Source organism: Mycoplana rhizolycopersici (genome assembly GCF_013378445.1).
Taxonomy (GTDB): domain Bacteria; phylum Pseudomonadota; class Alphaproteobacteria; order Rhizobiales; family Rhizobiaceae; genus Mycoplana; species Mycoplana rhizolycopersici.
In genome coordinates this window covers 85746-108219 of the sequence record NZ_JABXYK010000003.1, presented here as the reverse complement: position 1 = coordinate 108219, position 22474 = coordinate 85746, and the positions used below count along the sequence as shown (strand labels likewise).

The 22474-nt window shown below is 60.4% G+C and carries 26 protein-coding genes and 1 pseudogene; 21 read left to right on the top strand and 6 right to left on the bottom strand.

Annotated elements, in window-relative coordinates:
* Positions 1-179: 179 nt before the first annotated feature.
* On the bottom strand, positions 180-1763 hold the full coding sequence (locus HV823_RS05780) for a peptide chain release factor 3 (protein ID WP_176948789.1): 1584 nt from the start codon (positions 1761-1763) through the stop codon (positions 180-182).
* A 97-nt stretch (positions 1764-1860) separates the two neighbouring features.
* On the opposite strand from HV823_RS05780, the gene dut reads away from it, so the two are divergent.
* From dut to HV823_RS05765, 3 genes are read left to right on the top strand one after another with little or no spacing between them, the layout of a single operon-like run.
* Entirely contained in the window at positions 1861-2331 is a 471-nt protein-coding gene (dut, locus tag HV823_RS05775; RefSeq protein ID WP_176948788.1) for a dUTP diphosphatase, read from the top strand.
* Positions 2332-2345: 14 nt separating this feature from the next.
* Entirely contained in the window at positions 2346-2648 is a 303-nt protein-coding gene (locus HV823_RS05770; RefSeq protein ID WP_176948787.1) for a hypothetical protein, read from the top strand.
* A complete protein-coding gene (locus tag HV823_RS05765; protein ID WP_176948786.1) occupies positions 2554-3243 on the top strand; it encodes a GNAT family N-acetyltransferase in 690 nt (229 codons plus the stop codon). Before HV823_RS05770 ends, HV823_RS05765 begins: the two co-directional genes overlap by 95 nt.
* A gap of 18 nt (positions 3244-3261) precedes the next feature.
* On the opposite strand, the gene HV823_RS05760 is transcribed toward HV823_RS05765, so the two are convergent.
* A complete protein-coding gene (locus HV823_RS05760; protein WP_176948785.1) occupies positions 3262-3702 on the bottom strand; it encodes an Lrp/AsnC family transcriptional regulator in 441 nt (146 codons plus the stop codon).
* Between the two features lie 132 nt (positions 3703-3834).
* Between HV823_RS05760 and HV823_RS05755 the strand changes: the two genes are divergently transcribed.
* Entirely contained in the window at positions 3835-4728 is an 894-nt protein-coding gene (locus HV823_RS05755) for a DMT family transporter (protein ID WP_176948784.1), read from the top strand.
* Between the two features lie 61 nt (positions 4729-4789).
* Here the strand turns inward: HV823_RS05755 and HV823_RS05750 are convergent, their stop codons facing one another.
* Positions 4790-5308 carry a Dps family protein gene (locus HV823_RS05750; RefSeq protein ID WP_176948783.1) on the bottom strand — a complete coding sequence of 173 codons (519 nt, stop codon included), beginning with the start codon at positions 5306-5308 and terminating at the stop codon, positions 4790-4792.
* Positions 5309-5579: 271 nt separating this feature from the next.
* Here HV823_RS05750 and HV823_RS05745 point away from each other — a divergent pair, with 271 nt between their 5' ends.
* Together HV823_RS05745 and cysK are read left to right on the top strand one after the other, a co-directional pair.
* Positions 5580-6197, top strand: coding sequence for a LysE family translocator (locus HV823_RS05745; RefSeq protein WP_176948782.1), 618 nt, complete (start codon positions 5580-5582; stop codon positions 6195-6197).
* Positions 6198-6331: 134 nt separating this feature from the next.
* Positions 6332-7300, top strand: a complete 969-nt coding sequence (gene cysK, locus HV823_RS05740; RefSeq protein ID WP_176948781.1) for a cysteine synthase A — start codon at positions 6332-6334, stop codon at positions 7298-7300.
* Between the two features lie 228 nt (positions 7301-7528).
* On the opposite strand, the pseudogene HV823_RS05735 reads toward cysK, so the two are convergent.
* Positions 7529-8431 (bottom strand): annotated as a pseudogene (locus HV823_RS05735) (YifB family Mg chelatase-like AAA ATPase); the annotation flags it as partial.
* Between the two features lie 37 nt (positions 8432-8468).
* On the opposite strand from HV823_RS05735, the gene HV823_RS05730 reads away from it, so the two are divergent.
* The 15 genes from HV823_RS05730 to HV823_RS05660 all read left to right on the top strand — a co-directional run bounded on the left by HV823_RS05730 (position 8469) and on the right by HV823_RS05660 (position 21472).
* The gene (locus HV823_RS05730; RefSeq protein WP_176948780.1) at positions 8469-10238 is read left to right on the top strand and encodes a recombinase family protein; all 1770 of its coding nucleotides are present in this window, start codon (positions 8469-8471) and stop codon (positions 10236-10238) included.
* 504 nt (positions 10239-10742) lie between these two features.
* Positions 10743-12305 carry a hypothetical protein gene (locus tag HV823_RS05725; protein ID WP_142172755.1) on the top strand — a complete coding sequence of 521 codons (1563 nt, stop codon included), beginning with the start codon at positions 10743-10745 and terminating at the stop codon, positions 12303-12305.
* 262 nt (positions 12306-12567) lie between these two features.
* Positions 12568-13470 (top strand): hypothetical protein, encoded by a 903-nt coding sequence (locus HV823_RS05720; RefSeq protein ID WP_176948779.1) that lies wholly within the window; start codon positions 12568-12570, stop codon positions 13468-13470.
* Positions 13471-13584: 114 nt separating this feature from the next.
* Positions 13585-14823, top strand: a complete 1239-nt coding sequence (gene dcm, locus HV823_RS05715) for a DNA (cytosine-5-)-methyltransferase (protein WP_176948778.1) — start codon at positions 13585-13587, stop codon at positions 14821-14823.
* Entirely contained in the window at positions 14823-15290 is a 468-nt protein-coding gene (locus HV823_RS05710) for a very short patch repair endonuclease (protein ID WP_142172748.1), read from the top strand. Before dcm ends, HV823_RS05710 begins: the two co-directional genes overlap by 1 nt.
* Positions 15277-16503, top strand: coding sequence for a type II restriction endonuclease (locus tag HV823_RS05705; RefSeq protein ID WP_132408499.1), 1227 nt, complete (start codon positions 15277-15279; stop codon positions 16501-16503). Before HV823_RS05710 ends, HV823_RS05705 begins: the two co-directional genes overlap by 14 nt.
* Before the next feature lie 648 nt (positions 16504-17151).
* On the top strand, positions 17152-17391 hold the full coding sequence (locus HV823_RS05700) for a hypothetical protein (RefSeq protein ID WP_132408501.1): 240 nt from the start codon (positions 17152-17154) through the stop codon (positions 17389-17391).
* Positions 17392-17423: 32 nt separating this feature from the next.
* Entirely contained in the window at positions 17424-17606 is a 183-nt protein-coding gene (locus tag HV823_RS05695; RefSeq protein ID WP_132408503.1) for a hypothetical protein, read from the top strand.
* A 201-nt stretch (positions 17607-17807) separates the two neighbouring features.
* A complete protein-coding gene (locus HV823_RS05690; RefSeq protein ID WP_142172746.1) occupies positions 17808-18068 on the top strand; it encodes a hypothetical protein in 261 nt (86 codons plus the stop codon).
* Between the two features lie 190 nt (positions 18069-18258).
* Positions 18259-18570 carry a hypothetical protein gene (locus HV823_RS05685; RefSeq protein WP_176948777.1) on the top strand — a complete coding sequence of 104 codons (312 nt, stop codon included), beginning with the start codon at positions 18259-18261 and terminating at the stop codon, positions 18568-18570.
* Between the two features lies 1 nt (position 18571).
* Positions 18572-18763, top strand: coding sequence for a hypothetical protein (locus HV823_RS05680; RefSeq protein WP_132408509.1), 192 nt, complete (start codon positions 18572-18574; stop codon positions 18761-18763).
* Positions 18760-19026, top strand: coding sequence for a hypothetical protein (locus HV823_RS05675; protein ID WP_132408511.1), 267 nt, complete (start codon positions 18760-18762; stop codon positions 19024-19026). Before HV823_RS05680 ends, HV823_RS05675 begins: the two co-directional genes overlap by 4 nt.
* Positions 19023-19349, top strand: coding sequence for a hypothetical protein (locus HV823_RS05670; protein ID WP_142172742.1), 327 nt, complete (start codon positions 19023-19025; stop codon positions 19347-19349). The genes HV823_RS05675 and HV823_RS05670 overlap by 4 nt, the downstream gene beginning before the upstream one ends.
* Positions 19346-19978, top strand: coding sequence for a hypothetical protein (locus HV823_RS05665; protein ID WP_142172740.1), 633 nt, complete (start codon positions 19346-19348; stop codon positions 19976-19978). Before HV823_RS05670 ends, HV823_RS05665 begins: the two co-directional genes overlap by 4 nt.
* Before the next feature lie 99 nt (positions 19979-20077).
* Positions 20078-21472 (top strand): DNA cytosine methyltransferase, encoded by a 1395-nt coding sequence (locus HV823_RS05660; RefSeq protein WP_176948776.1) that lies wholly within the window; start codon positions 20078-20080, stop codon positions 21470-21472.
* 137 nt (positions 21473-21609) lie between these two features.
* On the opposite strand, the gene HV823_RS05655 is transcribed toward HV823_RS05660, so the two are convergent.
* A complete protein-coding gene (locus HV823_RS05655) occupies positions 21610-21975 on the bottom strand; it encodes a hypothetical protein (protein ID WP_142172736.1) in 366 nt (121 codons plus the stop codon).
* Positions 21972-22367 carry a hypothetical protein gene (locus tag HV823_RS05650; RefSeq protein WP_176948775.1) on the bottom strand — a complete coding sequence of 132 codons (396 nt, stop codon included), beginning with the start codon at positions 22365-22367 and terminating at the stop codon, positions 21972-21974. The genes HV823_RS05655 and HV823_RS05650 overlap by 4 nt, the downstream gene beginning before the upstream one ends.
* Positions 22368-22474 lie beyond the last annotated feature (107 nt).

Below are 22474 nucleotides of genomic sequence, written 5' to 3'. Positions count from 1 at the left end.
CACGACGAAAGCCTTCAGCTTCACGACATACTGCCTTTCACAGGCTCGTCCGGCACGCGCGCAGCCAGATAGAGCGACTTCTACAAACGTCGACGGCGAACAGAAGAGCCCCACGAATTCATCGGCTCTCGAGAGCATTCCTGCAACTAAACTGCCCACGCACACGGCGAACAGGAGTATCACGCCGCCTTGGCGACGTGATACTCCTTGATCGCTACCATCTTGATCGCCGGATAGCGCTCGGCCTCGTAGCGTAGCGAGAACGCGTCCTGCGCCAGGAATACCGGGTCGCCGTCCAGATCGCGGGCGATGTCGCCACGCCGCGCGGTGACGAACTTGTCCAGATCCACGGCACTGTCGGCCGAGATCCAGCGGCAGACGGAGAAGCGCGACATCTCGAAGGAAACGGGCAGGCCGTATTCCGCCTGCAGGCGCTCCTTCAGCACGTCGAGCTGCAGCGCGCCGACAACGCCGACGATCGCCGGTGAGCCGTCCTCCGGCGAAAACAGCTGCACGACGCCCTCCTCGGCCATCTGCTGCAGCGCTTCCTTCAGCTTCTTCGCCTTCATCGCGTCCTCGAGGCGGACGCGGCGAAGGATTTCCGGCGAGAAGTTCGGCACGCCCTCGAAGACCAGCGCCTCGCCCTCGGTCAGCGTATCGCCGATGCGCAGCGTGCCGTGGTTCGGGATGCCGACCACGTCGCCGGCGTAGGCCGTGTCGGCAAGCTGGCGCTGCGAGGCGAAGAAGAACTGCGGCGCGGTGAGACCGAGCTGCTTGCCGGTGCGCGACAGCCTGGCCTTCATGCCGCGCTCCAGCTTGCCGGAGCAGACACGGGCGAAGGCGATGCGGTCTCGGTGGTTCGGATCCATGTTCGCCTGGATCTTGAAGACGAAGGCGGTCATCCGGTCTTCCGCCGCATGCACGGTGCGGACGTCGGCGACCTGGTCACGCGGCGGCGGGGCAAAGTCTCCGAGCGCGTTGATGAGGTCGCGCACACCGAAGTTGCGCAGGGCCGAGCCGAAGAAGACGGGCGTCAGATGACCCTCGAGGAAGGCTTTCCTGTCGAAGGGCTTGCAGGCCTCGATCGCCAGCGAAAGCTCGTCGATGAAGGCCTCGCGCTCGTTTTCCGGCAGCCTATGCGAGGCCATCTCCGGATCGTTGACGCGCGTCAGGCGTTCCTGCGTGTCCGAGCCGCGCACCTCGTTGGTGGAGAGATGATAGGAGCCGCAGAAGGTCTTCGACCGGCCGATCGGCCAAGTGACGGGCGCGCAATCGAGCGCCAGCTTCTCCTCGACTTCGTCCAGGATCTCGAAGGGATCGCGGCTCTCGCGGTCCATCTTGTTGACGAAGGTGATGATCGGGATGTCGCGCATGCGGCAAACCTCGAACAACTTCAGCGTCCGTGGCTCGATACCCTTGGCGGCATCGATGACCATGACGGCCGCGTCGACCGCCGTCAGCGTGCGGTAGGTGTCGTCGGCAAAGTCCTCGTGGCCGGGCGTGTCGAGAATGTTGAAGACATTGCCTTCATACTCGAACGTCATCACCGAGGTCACGACCGAGATGCCGCGCTCGCGCTCGATCTTCATCCAGTCCGAGCGCGTCTGGATGCGGTCCTTCTTGGCCTTGACCTCGCCGGCGAGCTGGATAGCGCCGCCGAACAGCAGCAGCTTTTCGGTCAGCGTCGTCTTGCCCGCGTCCGGGTGGGCGATAATAGCAAAGGTGCGGCGGCGGGAGACCGCCTCGGCGAGACTTTCTGCCATGTTCTGAAAATCCTGTTGATCGCGCGCTATGTAACGGTTCCGTGGAAAACTTTCAATTCGCGTTTGACCCGGACAGCAGCCGATCCGCAAATGGGGGATGAACATCCGACACGCTCCCACCCCAACGCTGAACCTCGTCCGCCTGCCGCATGGCGCCGGCCTCGATCTGCCGTCCTACGAAACGGCCGGTGCCGCCGGCATGGACCTGAGGGCCGCCGTTACCGAAGGCGAACCGCTGGTGCTTGCGCCGGGCAGCCGCGCGCTGGTGCCGACCGGCTTCGTCTTTGAGATCCCGGAGGGCTACGAGGCACAGATCCGCCCACGCTCCGGCCTCGCCTTCAAGCATGGCATTACCTGCCTGAACACGCCCGGCACGATCGATAGCGACTATCGCGGCGAAGTGAAGGTCCTGCTCGTCAACCTCGGCACGACGGATTTCGTCATCGAGCGCGACATGCGCATCGCCCAGATGGTGATCGCGCCGGTCGTCCAGGCGCAGGTGCGCGAGGTCACGGAAGCGGGCGCGACCGAGCGTGGCGCGGGCGGCTTCGGCTCGACCGGGGTCTGAGGAACGACCGGCAGATGGCAAGCGACCGGGCCGGGCTGATCTTTCGCGAGGACTATTTCGACGATCCCGCCGGCTGGGCGGCGGTGAAGGCGCTGCTTGTCGACGTCTTCGGCGTCGATGTCAAGCCGCTCGACCGGCTGGGCGGACCTGACCGGACGCTGATGTCGTCGGCCTGGTTCGACGAAAAGCGGGCGATGCGTCGCGAATTTTTCCGCCTTTTCGATGCCGCTCGTCATCGACGGACATCCGGTAAAAGCGGCCGCGCTGCAATCGGGCGCAGTGGTGCCGGAATATCGCGGCAGAGGCCTCTTTCGTGACCTCGTCCGCCGCATGCTGCAGCGTTGCGAGGAGCAAGGCTTCGAGGCGATCGTGCTCTATACCGATAAACCGCAGCTTTACGAACCCTACGGTTTCAGGATCCTGCCGGAGCATCGCTTTGCCGGCGCCGCGCCGGTCGTGAAAGAGGCATCGCCGTCCTGCCGCCCGCTCGACATGAACAATGCCGAGGACATTTCCCTGGTGCGTCAGCTGCTCGAAAACCGCGCCCCGGTCTCGCAGCGTCTGGCCGCATGCCGGAACACGCAGACATTCCTGCTCAACACCGCGCTGGTGGAGGGCGTGACCTTCAGCCTCCTGCCGCAGCATTCGGCGGTGATCGCCTGGAGCGAGAACCAGGATGGTAGCGTTTTCACGCTGCAAGACGTCGTGGCTGCCCGCATCCCTTCGCTTGGCGAGATCCTGCAGGCAATCGGAAGGCACCCGGAAACGGTGGAAGTTCTGTTCGCGCCGGATCGGCTCGCCTGGGAGGGCGATTGCATTGCCGAAGACGGGGATCTGCGCTTCATGATGCGCGATGACGCCGGCCTTTCCCCGAAAGGTCCTTTCCGACTTTCGCCCATGGCGGAGTTCTGAGCGCTTGCTCGCCGGACTTCAGGGCAAAAGAGCCGGAAGCCGCCGCTTTACCGAGGTCGACTTGACCAGCGACGTACTGGTCTGCGCCCGCTCGGCAATGCCGTCCAGCAGACCGTCGAGTTCTTCCATGTTGCGCACAAGAATGCGTGCGACGAAACAGTCGTCACCGGTGACCTTGTCGCATTCCACGCAATGCGGCATCTCCTGGATCATCCGCTCGATGATGTGGAGCTGGCCCGGCAGGGGCCTGACCCGCACGATGGCCTGCAGCGTGTAGCCGAGCATTCGCGGATCGACGTCGACGGTGTAACCGGTGATGACGCCGCGCTCGTCAAGCTTGCGCAGCCGCTCGGCCGTGCTCGGCGAGGACAGCCCCGCCTCCGCCGCAAGTTCCTTCAGCGAGATGCGGGCATTGGCGGAAAGGATGCCCAGCAGTTTCCGGTCGATATCATCCAGCAAAGAGCGCTCCGAAAGAATTTTTCCTTTATAGCCTCATGATAATAGGCAGATGAAGAATTCCACCTTTCAAATGACATGTAAATCCCTGCTCGCACCGGCTATCGTTTTGAACATGGTCAAAAGGGCGGGATGATGGAAAGCGAACAGATCCGGCGCGGCAGTCTGGAAATGATCGCCGCCATGCTGATTTCGGGAACGATTGGTTGGTTCGTGCTGATGTCGGGGCAGCCTGTCATTGATGTCGTGTTCTGGCGCTGCGCGATCGGAGCGGCGACACTGGCGATCGTCTGCGCGCGGCTCGGCCAATTCCGGAAAGGCGTGTTGACCGGACGCGCGATGATGATCGCAACCGGAGGCGGCGTTGCCATCGTCCTGAACTGGCTGCTTCTGTTCTCGTCATACAGCCATACATCGATCGCGATCTCCACCATGGTCTACAATACCCAGCCTTTCATGCTGCTGGGGCTCGGCGCGCTCTTCCTCGGCGAGCGCCTGACGGGCGAGAAGCTTTTCTGGCTTGGCCTGTCCTTCCTCGGCATGCTGGCAATCGTCGAGGGCAAGAGCGGCGGCGGCGAGACCTATCTCTTTGGCATCCTGCTGGCTCTTGGTGCCGCCTTCTTCTACGCCCTGGCCGCACTGGCCGCCAAAAAGCTCAAGGGGACACCGCCGCATCTGATCGCCCTGATCCAGGTTGTGACGGGTGCTGTGATGCTGGCGCCGCTGGCGGATTTCTCGAACCTGCCGACATCTGTCGCGGTCTGGGCCAACCTTTTGGTTGTCGGCGTGCTCCATACCGGGGTGATGTATGTCCTGCTCTACGGCGCGATCCAGAAGTTGCCGACGCATCTGACCGGAGCACTCTCGTTTCTCTATCCGGTAGTGGCGATCCTTGTCGATCATTTTGCGCTGGGGAACGTCCTGCAGCCGATGCAGCTTGCAGGCTCCGCCGTCATCCTGCTTGCGGCGGCGGGCGTGACGCTCGGCTGGCGGCCCGGCCGGCGCGGCCCGCGCCGGCGCACGGCTTGATGCATTCCTCCGCCCGAGCGGGTGACGTCCCGTCGACACGCCGGACGCCACCCCTGTTTCGTCACTTCGCCTGCCGGGTCGTCTCGAACAGGAACCAGGTGCGGCGCTCGGCCTCGTCGATCCAGTTTTCCAGGAGGCTGGCGGTGGCGACGTCGTTATGTTCGTCGCACAGGTCGTGCGTTTCACGCAGGAGGGAGACCAGGTGCTTATTGTCCTCCAGCAGCTCGGCAAGCATGTCCCCCGGCGTAACATAGTCGGCGTCATTGTCGGGAATGCGCTGCAGCCGTGCCGCATGGCCGATGGAACGCAGGGTTGTTCCGCCAATCTTGCGGGCCCGCTCGGCAATGTCGTCCGTCGTCGCGAAGATCTGCTCGGCCTGCTCGTCCAGCAGCAGGTGGTAATCACGAAAGTGGGGGCCGGAGACGTGCCAGTGGAAATTCTTCGTCTTCAGGTAAAGCGTGAACATGTCGGCAAGGAGGGTAGTGAGCGCGGCCGAGATGTCGGTGATCGCATTCGAGGGTAGACCGGACGGGGTCTTGAGTGGTGCAATCCTGCGTTTTTCGGCAGAGGAAGAAGACATGCGGGCTCTCCTTGTTTGGACAATGTTCGGCAACGAGACGACGCGACGCGGTTTGGCGCTCACCGGGAAAACCGGACTGCCACTCGGCGGCTACCGACCGCACGAAAGCTAGAGCGGCGGCCGTAATCTTCAACAGCCTGCGACCTTTCGCACGCCGTGCCCAGCCTGCGCCGACAGCCGGTTTGCTTCACGGCCAAACGCGCGCGCCCTGCCGGGTGCTTGAAAGCACATCGGCCGAGGCGTAGAGAGGATACAAAAGCGAGATCCTGACATGACCCTTGCCGCCCTACTTGCCTATAGCGGAGCCCTTTTCATTGCTGCCGTGATCCCCGGCCCGGGCATCACGGCGATCGTTGCGCGCGCGCTCGGCTCGGGCTTCCGCGAGACATTCTTCATGGGACTGGGGCTGATCCTCGGCGACATGATCTACCTCACGGCGGTGATCCTGGGGCTCGCCTTCATCGCGCAGACGTTTACGACAGCCTTCATGGTCATCAAGATCGCCGGCGCGCTCTATCTCGGTTATATCGCCTGGAAGCTCTGGACCACCGGCCTCGTGCCGCAGGAAATCCAGGCGCGACGCTCGTCGAGCATCGCGATGTCGTTTCTTTCCGGGCTGCTGGTCACGCTCGGCAATCCGAAGACGATGCTCTTCTACGTCGCGCTCGTGCCGACGCTCATCAATCTCGGCGCCATCGGCCTGAACGACTACGGGCTGCTGCTGGGGGCGACCTTCGTCGTGCTTCTCGTCGTGTTGATCCCGTACATGGCGCTGGCATCACGGGCGCGCACGCTGTTGAAGAAGCCGAGCGCGCTGCGCACGTTGAACCGGGTGGCGGCGGGCATCCTCGCCAGCACCGCTGCCTATATCGCAACGCGCGCTGCTTGAAATAAAGATTTCCATTCAACCGGATTGGGAAGCGTTTTTTCCACTCCACAGGCCACACATGGGCGATACCCCACTGGTCTCGGCTGCCGCCGAAACCTATTCTGCCCTCAATGCAGATTTGAAGGGAGATTGAAATGCCTGAGACCCGCAAGCCCGGCCGCGGCCGCGTCTACGCTTCCATCACCGAAACGATCGGCGATACGCCGATCGTCCGCCTCGACAAGCTCGCGAAGGAGAAGGGCGTCAAGGCCAACCTTCTGGCCAAGCTGGAGTTCTTCAATCCGATCGCCTCGGTGAAGGATCGCATCGGCGTCGCCATGATCGAAGCGCTGGAGGCACAGGGCAAGATCAGCCCTGGCAAGACCACGTTGATCGAGCCGACTTCGGGCAACACCGGCATCGCGCTCGCCTTTGCCGCGGCCGCCAAGGGCTACAAGCTGATCCTCACCATGCCGGAGACGATGTCGATCGAGCGCCGCAAGATGCTGGCGCTGCTGGGTGCGGAACTCGTGCTGACCGAAGGGCCGAAAGGCATGAAGGGGGCGATTGCCAAGGCGGAAGAGCTGGCATCGACGCTTCCCGACGCCATCATTCCCCAGCAGTTTGAAAATCCGGCCAATCCGGAAATTCATCGCAAGACGACGGCCGAGGAGATCTGGAACGATACCGAGGGCCAGGTCGACATCCTCGTTTCCGGAATCGGCACCGGCGGCACGATCACCGGCGCCGGCCAGGTGCTGAAGCAGAAGAAGCCGGGCCTGAGGGTGGTCGCGGTCGAGCCCGCAGACAGCCCGGTCCTTTCCGGCGGCAATCCCGGACCGCACAAGATCCAGGGGATCGGCGCCGGCTTTGCCCCGGCGATCCTCGATACCAAAATCTACGACGAGGTCGTCACCGTCAGCAACGACGAGGCCTTCGAAAACGCCCGGCTGGTGGCGCGGCTTGAAGGGGTACCGGTGGGCATCTCCTCCGGTGCGGCGCTGGCGGCGGCGATCAAGGTCGGCAGCCGCCCGGAGAATGCAGGAAAGACCATCGTCGTCATCATCCCCTCCTTTGCCGAACGTTATCTCTCGACCGCGTTGTTCGAGGGGCTCGGCGGCTGATCGACACGCCGCCCGGCGTCGTCGTGGCAGGGGCGCTCCGGCCTGGAAGCGCCCCGCTCCTTCTATCTGCACTGCACTACCACCGAAGAGGCAGCCTGCTACAACAGGTGGCCGCACCTGAGGACCCCGCCAGTCCCGGAAGGCTTTGCCCGGCTCGCGAGATAGCAGCCATCCCCGGCGCGCACAGCCGCCGGCCTCACAACGGATCGCAATGCGTTTCATGCGCGCTCAGGCCGCCGCGGCCAGACGCTCCCCGGCAATCCGGTAGGAAATCGCTTCGGCGAGATGGATACGGCCGACGATATCCTTGCCGTCCAGATCGGCGAGGGTGCGCGCAACCTTGAGCACACGATGATAGCCGCGGGCGGAAAAGCGCATCTTCTCCGCCGCGTCCCGCAGCAATTGCAGACCGCCAGGATCGGGTTCGACGATGCGCTCGATCAGCGCGGTCGACGCCCGGGCGTTGGTGGAAATCCCGGAGTGCCCGAGGGCTGCAAACCGGTCGCGCTGCGCCTCGCGCGCCCGCGCCACGCGCGCGGCCACCGCGGCACTGGCCTCCGCCGCCATCGGCCGGATCAGGTCGCTCGCCGAGACAGCCGGCACATCGATGCGGATGTCGATACGGTCCATCAATGGCGCGGAGATACGGGACTGGTAGTCGGCCATGCAGCGCGGACCGCGCGCGCAGGTCTGCCCCGGCTCGCCCGCCATGCCGCAGCGGCACGGGTTCATCGCCGCGACCAGCTGGATTGCGGCGGGGTAGCTGACGCGATGGTTGGCACGCGCGATGACGCATTCGCTGGTCTCGAGCGGCTGGCGCAGCGCATCCAGAACCTGCGGAGAGAACTCGGGGAACTCGTCGAGGAAAAGAACGCCATGATGGGCGAGCGACGCCTCCCCTGGGCGGGCGCGAAAGCCGCCGCCGACGAGAGCTGCCATGGTCGCCGAATGGTGCGGCGCGCGATAGGGACGACGGTCCGACAGGCGCCCGCCGGCCAGCTGGCCGGCGATGGAATGGATCATCGAGACTTCGAGCAGTTCGGCAGGCGCCAGCGGCGGCAGGATCGACGGCAGGCGCGCGGCGAGCATCGACTTGCCGGATCCCGGGGGGCCGACCATCAGCAAATTGTGCTACATTAATTTCCTCATGTCAGATATGGAACGCAGCATGACGAAAGCTTATTCATACATTCGATTCTCTACGCCGGAACAAGCGCAAGGGGACTCCCTGCGTCGCCAAGTCGCGAAGGCGGAGGCTTGGGCAGACGGGCGCGGCCTCGACTTGGACGACTCCCATCGCGACCTCGGAATCAGCGCCTATCACGGAGCGAACCGGACAAATGGTGCCCTTCGATCGTTTCTTCAGATGGTCGAGGACGGGAAGATTGAACGGGATTCATATCTCATCGTGGAGAGCCTGGACCGCCTATCGCGCGAAACCGTGATTGATGCCGCGACCCAACTGTTCGCCCTTATTCAAGCCGGCGTCGTCGTCGTCACCCTTAGCGATGGTCAGGAATATTCCGCCACTCGACTCCGGCAAGACTGGACGCCACTGGTCATTTCACTTGCGGTCATGGCACGCGCGCATGATGAAAGCCGCGTGAAGAGCGAGCGCGTCGGAGAGGCATGGCGGCAGAAGAAGGCGGCTGCACGTGCAGAAGGAAAGCCGATTACGCCACGATGCCCCGAATGGCTGGAAGTCCGCGACGGGAAGTTCGTTGAGCGCCCAGATAGGGTCGAAATCGTGCGCCGTATTTTTCGGGAGACGATCGAAGGATTCGGCCGACGAGAGATCGTATGCCGGTTAAACGGCGAAGGAAAGCTGCCGTTCAAAGCTGGCGAGAAGCGGAAGAAGCCTTCCACTGGGTGGCAGACTTCGAGTATCGCGAAGATCGTGCAGAACCGCGCAGTGATGGGCGAGTACCAACCTCACACCGGCACACATAAAGCGCGTAACAGAAAGCCAGAGGGAGACCCGATCAAAGACTACTATCCTCGGATTATTCCCGATGACGTATTCTGGCGCGCTCAGGCATCTCTTGAAACCCGACGACAGCATACTGGAGGTCGCCGCGGTGACAAAGGGGCCCACATTCTCCATGGCCTAGCAAAATGTTCAGCGTGCGGCAGCGCAATGTGGGTGGTGAACAAAGGCAAACCGCCAAAAGGTGGGGTCTATCTCGCCTGTTCATCCAACCGGAGAAACGTAGGTTGCGACAACGGACGAGCTTGGCGAGTGGACGAACTTGAGGAAGCGGTTCTGCTATGCTTGACCTCGTTCAAGACGCAGTCTTTCAAAGGCTTGTACCAACAAGAAACTGACAATGGCGACATAGTTGATGCGATCCGGGCTGAACTGGATGACCTCAATCGCAGAAACAAGGTCCTGATGAGGCTGGCAGAATCCGAAGACCAGCAGGCGATAGCACGCTTCCTCGAAATCGCGGAGGAGGTTAAGGCCAAGACAGCTGAGCTGAAGGCTGCGGAGGCGGAGCTGGCGATAAGCCAAAGCGACCCTGGAGATTCCGTCCGCCTTGCGGAAGTTCTTCAGTTGTCGACGGACTTCATGCAGCTCGAAGGCGAGGAGCGGCTGGAAAGCCGAATCCGGCTTTCATCTCTTATCCGTCGGATCGTGCCACTAATTGAATGCCACCCCATCCGGGGAGCATACATGGTGTTGCCACTCGACACGAAAGTGTGGCGGGTGGAGTCCCCAACAGAGGGCGCTTTCGCCTTTCAGCTTGATCTTCAGCCTCGAGCCGCTGACGCGCCTCCTCCTCGTTATCTTTTCCTGCTGAAGAAGAATCCAACTGACGATGCTCGCGACGCCTTCTACCAAGGGAAGGGCGGCCAGATGATGACTGCGGATGGGATCAAGGGGTTTCCCTCCCCGAATGCTTTTGAACGACTGAAAAATAAGCAAGGCATCGCCTGAAGCGCCGGCGCGAGGGCGATGAAACCCAGTCGCCCCGCGAGGGGCGTGAGGCCCTTCCCGGGGGGAGGGCCGCAGCACCGCCCTCGGGCGGGGTGGGGGATTGTGGAGAACGTCATGTACCTGTACATGACGACCATCAATTCGTTTCGCATGCGGAATGTATTTTCGGCGCTTGACCCGGACTCTGCCTCGCATGACCATAAAAAAACACCACGTCGCAGGGCGGGAACCCTCAGTGGTGTTTTTTCGGAGTTGCCAGATGATCATCGCTGTTGGCGAAATTGCTGTAAAGACCCCCCACCGTAATCGGTGAGCCCGAGGTCGGGACATATCCCGACCCGCTCGACACTACCGCCTGACCCTACAATCAAAAATGTTGACAAATCCGACGAGCACGTAGGCTCTGGAAATCAGTGTGAGGTCGGCGCAGGGGCCTGCGTCCTACCCGAATTCTCCCTTGACGGCGAATGGCGCACGGACCTGACGAGGCATCGTCCCGTCGGCATGTCCTGGCGCATGCCTTCCGAGGAACTCAAGAAGGTCCTCGATGTCCCGGTGATGGAGACCGCCTCCGAGCAGGAAGTGGTGGACGCTCTGACGGCCGACGCCATCATCTCGGCCCATCTCTATCCCGGCCGCCGTATCTCCTATTCGAGGCGCGAAGCCTACTGGCAGAACCGCGCACGGTATACGGGTCCCGCCTTCCGACGCAGCACCGTCATCAAGGCGGTGGACGCTCTGGTCGCCAAGGGCATCCTGATCGAACACGACAGGCGGCCGGCGGGCAAGCGGGGCATCCAGTCCTCCTATCTGCCGAACCCGATGCTCGTCGCTTTCGAGATGCCGAAGCTGAACCGCAAGCGCGGGGAAACCATCATCCTGCGCGACAAGAACGGCGACATGCTGGCTTACAAGGACACGCCCCAGACACGGGACAGCCGATACGTTCTCGAGAAGGTCAACGACGTCCTCGAGAAGACCCGCTTCACCGTCGAGGGCGAAGGCGTGGTCACCGACGGACAGTGGACCCGTATCGAGGACCGCGTGTTCTCGACCTCGGCGACCGCCATGCACCGCGTCTTCAACCAGGGTGTCTGGACATCGGGCGGGCGTTTCTACGCCGGGTTCTGGCAGACCATGCGCGGCCGCCACAGGCATACCATCCTGATTGACGGCGAGCGCACCGAGGAGGTTGACTACGACTACCTGCACGCCAGGATCATCTATGCCTGGGCGAAGAAGAAACTCGTCGGCGATCCCTACATCATCGAAGGCTTTCCGAGGAACGTGGCGAAGCGGGCGTTCTTCATCATCGTCAACGCCGAGGGCTATCTGGCTGCCAAGGGAGCCGTCGCGAACTACCTCGAAAAGAAGGGACTGGACAGGAAACTCGCCGCCAAGCTGATCGCCGTGATGAAGGCCCGCCATGCTCCGGTCGAGAAGTACTTCCATTCGGGCATCGGACTGGAGTTGCAGAACCTCGATGCGAAGATGGCCGAGTACGTTCTCCGTGAGATGACGGTCCGCAAGGGTGTCCCGTGCCTGCCGATCCACGACAGCTTTATCGTTCCCGCCGGACAGGTGAAGAACCTCGTCAGGACGATGAAGGCTGCGTACGAGAAGTTCGTCGGACGGTCGAATTCGGGTGTCTGCTCCCTGAAGTCCGTTGCAACTTCCGATTCAACAAAATCAAAGACTTGCCGTCTGGATTCACCACACCTTCACAACCCGCCCTTCACCACGCCCTCCGAGGTCAAAGATAGGACTCCAGTACTCGGCGATTCCGTACTGCAGAATCGGGAACCCCGTTCTTCGAAATCAGTGTCCTCCGTGGCCGTCGGAACGGGGTCTTCAATCCTGGTAGACAGCAAGGAAGACCCGAAGGCGGAACAGCTGGGCGTCAAACGTCGTCCCATGCCGGAATTCATGAGAAAGGCAATGGAGGATCGAAAGAAGGCCTGGAAGCAAAAGGAAGCACGAAAGCAAGCCATACGCGAGAGCCGCCAGCGTGGACGCCAGCTGGTGTATGGTGGGAAAGATGGATCGGTAGTCGTCCAAACGGTTTGACTGCATCTGGAGGGGCTGGGAAGCTCAGTACGGAAGTACACGGAATATCTCGTCGGGGGTGGTCGGCCCCGGTTCCCGCCAAGGCGACTCTTCTGAACCTCTTACGGCGACCCTGATTCCGATCTCGACATGCGAAAACCCGGCGCAACCCTTTCAGCGTCGCTATGCTCACGGCTTCGAGATGCTCATAATTCTCGATTGGCGGAACCAACGGTTTGACGCAAGGCCGGCGTGGCAAGTTCAGGTTTCTCAAGGAGGAAACATGAACTGTCTTCATCCGTTTTGCCCAATGTCTGCACCGTCAGGCAGTCCCGCCTGGGCTCCGGTTCTCGACCGGCCTGAACTGAAAATCAGGGTGGCTGACAGACCTGCCGTGGCAGCGTTTCTTGACGCCAACTTCCGTTCCGTCGGCACCTGGACATCCGCGGCCTTGTTCCCGTCTCCGTTGAACCGGGCGATGCTGAAACGACTGCTGGATTACTGTCCGTGTCTGTTTACGCAAATCGAGATTTCCCCCACCGCCAGAGCGGTAGTTCACCTCTGCGAACTTACGCTTGGCACCCGAATAGACTCGTCAAACGTTCATGATGCCTTCCTGATCCAGCATCCTCGCCCTGGCACTCCAGCAATGGCCTATCCGCCGCGCGAAGTTGTCCGGAATATCGGCGGTACGATCATGGAATTCCTCTGCAGTGAGGTTCTCGAATCCGCCGGCGTGCCGCTGATGGCCCTGGATGATGACAATTGGCCGAGATGGCAGATGCCTGGTCATATCATCATGAACGAGGGGAGGATGCAGGCGCTGAAAGCGTTCGGGGACATCCTGATCCCCTGCGCGCCTACCAACCTGGTCATCTCTGTGAAGAGTGAAGCTGCGCGGGAAAGACTTCTCTACTCTTCCAACTCCATCGAGGGTGTCGGCTTCGGTTTCTTCAATCAGCCAGAGGAGTTCTGGACCACTAGCCGTATGGCTCTGTTCAAGAGGATGGGGTTCTCGGCCATCTACATGCCCGATGCAACGCATTCGGCGGTCATGGCCCGTGTGGTGGGCGATGGTAGGGAAAGGCATGCTGTAAACCTCAACGGGGCTGACCTCTATCGGCCCCTTGCACAGTTCGGAGGCGACATGAGGCGAGTGGTTGGCAGATCAACCCTCGAACTCTGAGGTCGACGAGAGCTGCAATAATAATCAGTTGACATCCGGATGTTCTTGTTATGTTCTATGGATTACTTCCTGCCGTAATGTCAGAAAGACTCCCAGAGAATGCCGAGGTGATTCATGAGTGATTTTTCCGCCCTCCGTCAGAAGGCTGGCCTGGGTATCCCTGAAACGGCCGAGCGACTGGGTTACACAGAGCGTCAGGTTTACCGATGGGAGTCGGGTAAGAACGTTCCCCGCAAAGTGGTGCTGGACTCCCTTGAGGCCGTTCGGCATGAACGATGCTCCGAGGCGACGCCCGAACATTCGTTCACCTTCATCGATCTGTTCGCAGGGATCGGCGGACTTCGTCGCGGTTTCGATGCGATCGGCGGAAAGTGCATTTTCACGTGTGAGCGTGACAAGCATTCGCAGGAGACGTATCGGGCAAATTACCCGGAGGATAACCACGACATCTTTCCGGACATTACCAAGCTGCGTGAGGAAGACATCCCGCCTCATGACGTCCTGTTGGCCGGTTTCCCGTGTCAGCCGTTCTCGATAGCGGGCGTCTCCAAGAAGAACGCCTTGAACCGGCCCCATGGCTTCGCCTGCGAGACGCAGGGAACGCTGTTCTTCGATATCCAGCGCATCCTTGCCTTCCATCGTCCCAAGGCGTTCCTGCTCGAAAACGTGAAGAACCTAGTCAACCACGATAAGGGGCAGACCTTCAAGATCATCCGGAACGTGCTGGAAAACGAGCTTGGCTATACGATCCAGTGCAGGATACTGGATGCCAAGTCCTGGTTGCCGCAGCACCGCGAACGCATTTTCATTGTCGGTTTCAGGGACGAGTGTGGTTTCGATTTCGAAGACCTTGTTGTGCCTGACGTTTTGAAGGGACCAACCCTCAAGACCATCCTGCATCCGGAGAACGGAGAGGAAGCCCCCGAGAAGCCGTTTACGGATGGCAATATCGGCCGGGTATCGGACAAGTACACACTGAGCGACAAGCTCTGGGCCTACCTTCAGGCCTATGCCGACAAGCATAAGGCAAAAGGCAACGGTTTCGGTTTCGGTTTGTTCGGCGCGGAAGGGGTCGCCCGCACGCTCTCGGCTCGCTACCACAAGGACGGATCGGAAATCCTCATCGACAGAGGTGACGGACGGAACCCGCGCCGGCTGACGCCGCGGGAGTGCGCACGGCTTATGGGCTTTGACCTTCCAGGACATAGCGACTTCATAATCCCCGTATCGGACACACAGGCCTACCGCCAGTTCGGGAATTCCGTCGCGGTTCCTGCTGTCGAGGCGGTTGCGCAGCTCATGAAGCCCTACATTCTCGACGCCCGCAAAGAGGTCGTCAGAAAGCGGGCCTGATGGCGGATATCGTCACCCCGGAGAAGCGTAGCCTGATGATGTCGGGCATCCGGGGAAAGAATACGAAACCTGAAATCCTGATCCGCAAGGCGTTGTTCGCGCGTGGATGGCGATATCGTCTCCATGACAAGCGCCTGCCAGGCAAGCCCGACCTGGTGTTCCCGCGGCTTAGAGCCGTTGTGTTTGTGGACGGCTGCTTCTGGCATGGACACACTTGCCACCTGTTCAGGCTCCCGTCTTCACGGGTCGATTTCTGGACGGAAAAGATCGCGCGCAATCGGCAACGGGACGTCGAGGTCAGGAAGGCGCTGGACGGACTGGGGTGGCGGCACCTGACGGTTTGGGAATGCGCGCTGAAAGGCAGGACGAGGTTGCCGATCGTCGAGGTTATCGACAAGGTGGCGAACTGGCTCGAATCGGGCAGGTTTGCTGCGGATATAGAGGGGACGACGGATGGCGATCAGTGACCTGACGGACTGGATGGACGAGTACGGTCGACCAGGTTTCGTTTGGTACGCGAAGCGCCTGTCGGGTAACGACACGCTGGCGAACGGCTCGCATCAGGCCGGCCCTTATATCCCGAAAGATTTTCTTTTTGAAATCATCCCCAGCCTGAATCGTCCTCAGGAATTGAATCCGGATGCCCGCTTCGAACTCTATGTCGACTCCCATCCTGATGTCCGGACCATAAGAGCGGTCTGGTACAATAACAGGCTCCATGGAAAGACCCGTAACGAGACCAGACTGACCAATTTCGGCGGCGGCCAGTCCGCACTTCTGGATGCAGACAGTACCGGCGCGCTTGTGGTCTTCGCTTTCGCGCCCGAGACGGACGCTGCCGATGCATCGTGCCATGTCTGGCTATGCGATGATGGCATCCAGGCCGACCTGATCGAGGAAAGACTTGGGCCAGTTGAGCCCAAGGTTCCAGTCATTTGGCGTCCGGGAATCTCGGAGCCACAGGCTGACCTGTTCACCATTACCCCAGCAGCGCGAACTTCTTGCTGGCTGGGTCCGGCCGAGATGCCTCCTGAGTGGCTGGTGACGTTCCCGACCGGGCGTCAGATCATCGAAAAGACTATTTCGCTCAGGCCGGCAACAGGGACGAATGCCGATGTCCGGCTGATGCGACGTCGTGCATGCGAGTTCGAGATTTTCAAGAGCGTCGAGCAGGCGACGTGGATGCCCAAGATAAGCGAAGGCTTCCATACGATCGACGGATTTCTCGGCCTCGCCAACACCATCCTGCAGAGCCGGAAATCAAGGGCGGGCAAATCGCTTGAATACCATGCCAGTGCGATTTTCGAGGAAGACGGATTGTCGCCTGGTGCCAATTTCGTCCACAACCCGGTTATCGAGGGCAACAAGCGACCTGACTTTTTGTTTCCCAACGTCGAAGCCTACGAGAACGGGGCCTTCCCCGCCAACAGGCTGCGCATGCTCGCCGCGAAGACTACCTGTAAGGACCGCTGGCGTCAGATCATCAACGAAGCCGACCGCATTCCGACAAAGCATTTGCTGACGCTCCAGGAAGGTGTGTCTCAGGCCCAGTTCAACGAGATGACGGAAGCGGGCGTCCGGCTCGTCGTTCCCGCCGGCCTGCACGACTCGTATCCCGATACCGTGCGCCCGCATCTGATGACGCTGGAAGAATTTATCGGGGACGTCCGAATAGCTTGAACAGATCAAGCGGAATGCGATTTCGGCGTCAGTCGGTCCCGCGTCACCCGTTCCGGGTCGCTATGCTGACGCTCCTGCGGCAGACGTGATTCCGAAATCGCATGCGCGAATTCCCGCGGTCTCCTCGATATCGAGGACCACTATGTTGACCGCTCCGATATGCTCTTCTTCATCGTGGGGCGCGGTAGCGCGCCAGAATGGTCCATGAGTCCATTTTAAGCTCAAGTGTGCTGTACGGGGCCGTATGCGCGCCCATACAGCACGCTTGGCTTCTCGAATGGGTCCGACTACCCCTGAATCCCTTTCCCACCCTCCGCGCCAAGCCTGCCACCGTTCTCACTCTGTCAACGCCCTTGGGCATCCTACACTCCGTTACGGCCCTTCGGGTGACTCCCATTGCGAGCGGTGGCGATCATGGAGCTATCGGGACGGGGAACACATCAGAAGGCCGCGCTGCGCGCGGGTTCGACTTGGCCTGCGGCCCGCATCGAACAGGGAACAGGCCCTCATCTTCACATCCGTAAAATCCTAGCAATCCAGTTGGGTTTTCCTCCGGCACAATACAACCATGCCGCGTCGTCCCCTGGGCTCCATTGCCCCGATGTGCTATAAATATGTCAACGAAAACAGTCGTAATCGAGGTCCGAAATGGCAATCACGAGCACAACGTTTCAAGGTTTGACCTTTAATCTTCTGGTTGAGGAATTCGCCGATCGGGACACGGCCGGCCGCCTCAATGGATATCTGGCATCGATCTACAGGATCGAAAAAGGAACCTCCGTCCGCCATCTTATCCGTCGCTCCCGTTTGCCCGGTGCGGCCGCCGCGATGCGCGACGAGATCGAACGGGACGGCATCCAGGCGTTCCGCCGCTTTCAGCACGTCTGAAAACCCACATTCCCACATAGAAAGGAAATGCAATGCTCCTCCTCCGCATCCTGACCTTCCCGATCGCACTGTTTGCCTTCGCAACCCTCTACACCATCGCCATCAAAGCTCCGCATGCGGTCGAAGTCGGCAGCCTCGTTCTCTGGATCATCCTGCCGCTTCTCATTGTCACCAAGCTCGCCAGGGCCATGCTGCCCAATGCAACCTTAAATTAATTCAAGAACTCGATGTCGAAATTCAAGAACTCGAATACAGGTTTAATTCAAGAACTCGACGAGCGGTACTAGCGCAACGAGTTCTTGAATTAAAACAATAGCTTACACTATTGACGTTGAAAGGATCGTTTCTTATATGTTGCTTTATCGAAGGGGCGGCGCAAACAATTGATCCTCGCCTCTGAGGCGGAGAATACAACTATGTATAGAAAGGAAATGCGTGTGAGAGAGTATCCATGGAATGAGAGCGACAAGAGCGCCAAGTGCAGGGTTCGTCGGGCCGGCGCGTCGTACTATTTGTACGTCGGCGACTTGCCCGACATCCGCAGTGCTGCGTGGTTCCTCCGGAAAGGCAAGCGGGTCATCGCAAGCGGCATCACCTCCGAGATGCCGACGGCGCTGGCGCAAGTAGAACACGCGTTCGAAAACTGGACGTCGAACGCCTGGCGAGTCCACGGCTGAAAAATCTTCTCAGCCGGCGCATTTTCCCTCTTGCGCGGCCGTTGGAATGCTCCAACACTTTGTATGTGGACAGTCACAAACGCACTTCCCCACATCACATGAAATCCTGAAAAATGGAAACGAAATCAATGAACAACGTGCTTCGGCGCGCGGCGGAGCCGTGCCCGCAGGCCAAGTGAAAGGTAACGAAATGAACATCAGCAAGATCATCGACGGCCTCCGCTACAACACCGCGACAGCAGAGGAAATCTGCTCTTTCGAAAGCGAATCCGGGCGAGGAGATTTCCGTCACGAAGTCACCACTCTGTATCGGACGCCCCGGGGACGTTTCTTCCTCGCAGGACGCGGTGGTGCGATGACGCGCTGGGCTCAACCAGTCCAGGGCGGGCAGTCAGATGGCGAGGGGCTGCATCCTGTAGGTACCGCACAAGCCCGCAACTTCGCCGAACAACATGCCGACGAGGACACCATTGCCCGCTTCTTCGTGGTCGAGGAGGCATGACATGGCTCTGGCCTCCTCCAACCACCAGGCCCGACCGTCGCGAAGAGAGCGCGCGGACAGGCTGACAGTGGACCTGCCTGCCGGGACGCTTACGGCACTCAAAATCCACGTTGCACAACGTGAAACGACGATCCGCGAGGTCGTCACCGACCTCATCGAACGGGAAATCATCAACGAAGGAACGCACCCATGACCATGACAGCTTTCAATCCCGCTACAGCCGCAGCCGCTCTCAAGAGGTTTGCCGAGGCCAACGCGCATCCGTCGCTCAGGCAGCAGATTTCATCACCGGAAGTCTGGTCCGTCATCGAGGAAATGACGCGGCAAGGTTTCTCGCTCAAGACGATTGCACGCGGCCTCAACGCCGCAGGCATCGAAATCGCAGAAGCTACGTGCCTGAACTACATCGCAACGATCCGCAAGGAGAAGGAAGTTGCAGAAGGAGCGCAAGAATGAACACGGAATTCAGATTCGACGACTTCGGTTTCAATGACAAATTGGCTATCGTCGATCGCTCCGACAACTACGAGTGGGTAGAGCCGCAAATCTCGTCGTTGTTCAGCGCAGGCATTGTCCGCGTCGAACTCGTCGCCGACAGCGGTGAAGGTGACGATGATGTCCGCGAGGCGCTGCGCGAATATGTCGAACAGAACTACGTGGTGGATATCCAGTGCGACTTCGGTGACGAAGCGGACATCTCCCGCGCAGTGAGTGAAGCTGTGGCGATCCGGGACCGCTTTCTGGCGGGCAACTATGTCTCGTTCGGAGAAATGGCATGACAGACCCGAAGAAATGGCAAATCGGCAGTACGCTGGCGGATGACGGAACACGCCGGGAATACATCGTGCATCTCGTGTCACCGCGCTTCACGGCGCGCGTGGTCAGGGTCGACCCTTTCGAACAGCAGCCGGTCGAGAAAGAGGGGGAAGCCGACGTTGTGAACGGGTTCGTGTACCAGATCGACCGTCGAACCGTTCTTTGCGAAATCGACTGGACCGACAGGATTCCCGATGCGGACGAACGAGATTTCGCTGCGCACTGGCTTGGCGAAGCCGACAGGGCGTGGGATCGCCTGCGGTCGCATTTCCTCCGCTGGAAGGCCTTGTCGCCTGTTCAGGACATGGCCTCACGGATCGATCTGGACATAAGCGGATGCAGCTCGTGGAGCGACTATACGGAAGCGTTCTGCAGTGAGAACGACCGCTCCGATGGCGATCTTGTGAAGCGCGTCAGGCATCTGGCGAACGTGGTTTCAACAGGCGAAGTCCCGGTTCTTATCGGCATGCTGCATGCCGCCGACTACTCGCGTGTGGCCGACCAAATCGGCGGCAACGATATCTGGCGTCGGCTTTCCCGGACCTGTGGCGAACATGCCGAGGCGGCCGCCCTCGCAATTATGCGGCAGTAGAAAAGAAGCGTCTGCGCGTTTGTCGTGCAGACCTCAATTTCCACGTAGTATTCGTGAATTCGTAACCGTCGCCGTGCCATTTCCGTCATGTACAGGTACATGACGTTTTCAGCAGGGTTTTCAGTGCAGGCAGTGGAATTGTTTTGTGGCGCGGGCGGCATGTCCCGCGGCCTGATAGATGCGGGTATCGAGGTCATCCGGGCATACGATGCGTGGCCAGTGGCAGTGGAAAACTACCGCCATAACATCGGCCCTCATGCAGAGGTCGCAGACCTCAAGAACCTCCTTTCCATCATTCCGGAGATTGTTCGTCTTGCACCGGACATGATCTGCGGTGGTCCGCCGTGCCAGGACTATTCCCTGGCCGGCCGGCGTCAGGAGGGCGAGAACGCCAGCATGACGGTTGCCTTCGCGATCATCGCAACGGCCGTCCGCCCGGAATGGATTGTCATGGAGAACGTCATCCAGGCCTCGAAATCGCAGGCTTGGGCCGAGGCACGGGCAATGCTCAAACGCGCCGGTTATGGTCTGTCGGAGTCGCGCACCAACGCGAGCCTTTATGGCGTTCCACAGAGCAGACGTCGATTTATAGTGACAGCCCGCCTCGGCGAGCGAGACGGCTTTCTGCAGTCCGCCGTCGCGGACGCGGCATCCGCCCGACCGATGACTTTGCGAGATATGTTTGGTCCACTCATCAAAAGCCCTCTATACTTTCCGGCGACGTCGGCAGCCAGACGGTCACTCTATTCGCCTGACGAATCGGCTCCGACGATCCGGGAGCGGTCGATTAGACCTGTTCCCGCAACATGGCATCCCCATGCTGCCGACATTGCCCTGATCGAGAACGGATACGTATACTCTCGGCCGGTGCGTGGCGGACGAGGCGTCAGGACGATAGACGAACCATTTCCGACTGTCACAAGGACGTCTTGGGAACGTCCAGCCCCGAAGTACCTGGGCAATCCGCATCCCGACGACCCGGCACCGGCCGAATTGACTGCCACCCTCACACGAGAGCAGGCATCAAGGATTCAGGGGTTCCCGGAAGACTGGCAATGGATAGCCCGCACGCAACGGGACATCTTGCAAATGATCGCCAACGCTGTTCCCGCCCCGTTGGCGAAGGCGATCGGTGAAATCATCCTGGCCCGTCAGGCGGGGCAGACCGTACCTGCGATCGAGGGCAGGTTTCTGGACTGGCTTGAGCACAACGGACAACGTCGGACGATTGCACGAAACATCAAGGCGAGCGCGATGAGAGCGCGGCGTCTCCTGGGTGGACGGACGTATGCTGATTCAGCGAGGGAACTTGCGGACCTCGATGCCGTGGCCGGTTTCGCCAGTTTGCCGAAGAACACGCGGAGTGACCTTCGGCGAGCTCTGGTTCTCCTCGCCCAGTTCGAAAGCTCGAAGAAATCACGACCGAAGACAACACGGCAGACCCGAGCGACCGAGACCGCTCCCGAACCGATTGTGCTGGCGGATGCCGCCTGACCGTTCTTTCTCGAGATATTCGGCAATCGCTGCTGAAACGTGGCGCAGGCAGGTCCGTACAGCGCGTTTGGCTGACATGGATGGTGTCTGGCACCTGTGAAAACGAAAAGAGCGGCAAATCCACTCTCGCTTAACACTCACCTCGCTTCGATGTTGAACCTCAGGATGCCCGTTGCAGTCTGCCCCGTTCCTGTGTCCGTCGTGCGTACCGAAAGCTCATGCTCACCCGCTACGGGAATCCCCGAAAACTCCCGCGTTTTCGGATCGTACGTCATCCAGTCGGGCGTTGACGTTGGCACGACCTGGACGGCCCCCGTCGACCTGGTGACGACGACGCCCACGGTCAACGACTGGCCTGCCTTGTGGCGTTCGGTTGGCGACGTGTCGGGACTGACGAACTCCACGCGCAGCGCGTCGGCGGGTGGTTGCAGGAGCGATCCCGCGTAAGCCGGTAGGGTCGCCAAGGCGAGAAAGATGAGACCGCTGAACAGGGAACGTGTCATCGCGGAATAAACCTCATGTGCATGTCGAGAGTGGGGATGCGCTTTCCGTCGCGCCACATCTCGACTGTGTAATTGCCTGGTTGAGGGATGCCGCGCAGCAGACGCCCGTCTGCCGTGGAGACCTCACGTACGAAGGGCGGCAGGCCGACAAGCTGGATACCCTGAAAGCCGTGCATCCTCAAAAACACCTCGTCTCCGTCACCAGGCAAATACTTGATGTCGGTCGTGTGACCACGAAACCAATATCCCCGTTGCCCGCCTTGCTCGTGTGCGCCCTGTTCATGCGGCAAGAAATTCGCGGGTAGAGGCGACGTGTGAAGTATCACCTCTGCCACCGCAGGCCCCGCCATGAATGCCGCCAGTGCGGCGACGGCGATCGTGATGGATTTCATTGTTCGCCCCCAAATGCTTTTGTGAGTCGCCATAATCCCATTCTCGCGCCAATGATCACGGGCCATGAAATCAGGCATCCGCCGAGAAACAATGTCCCCGATATCGC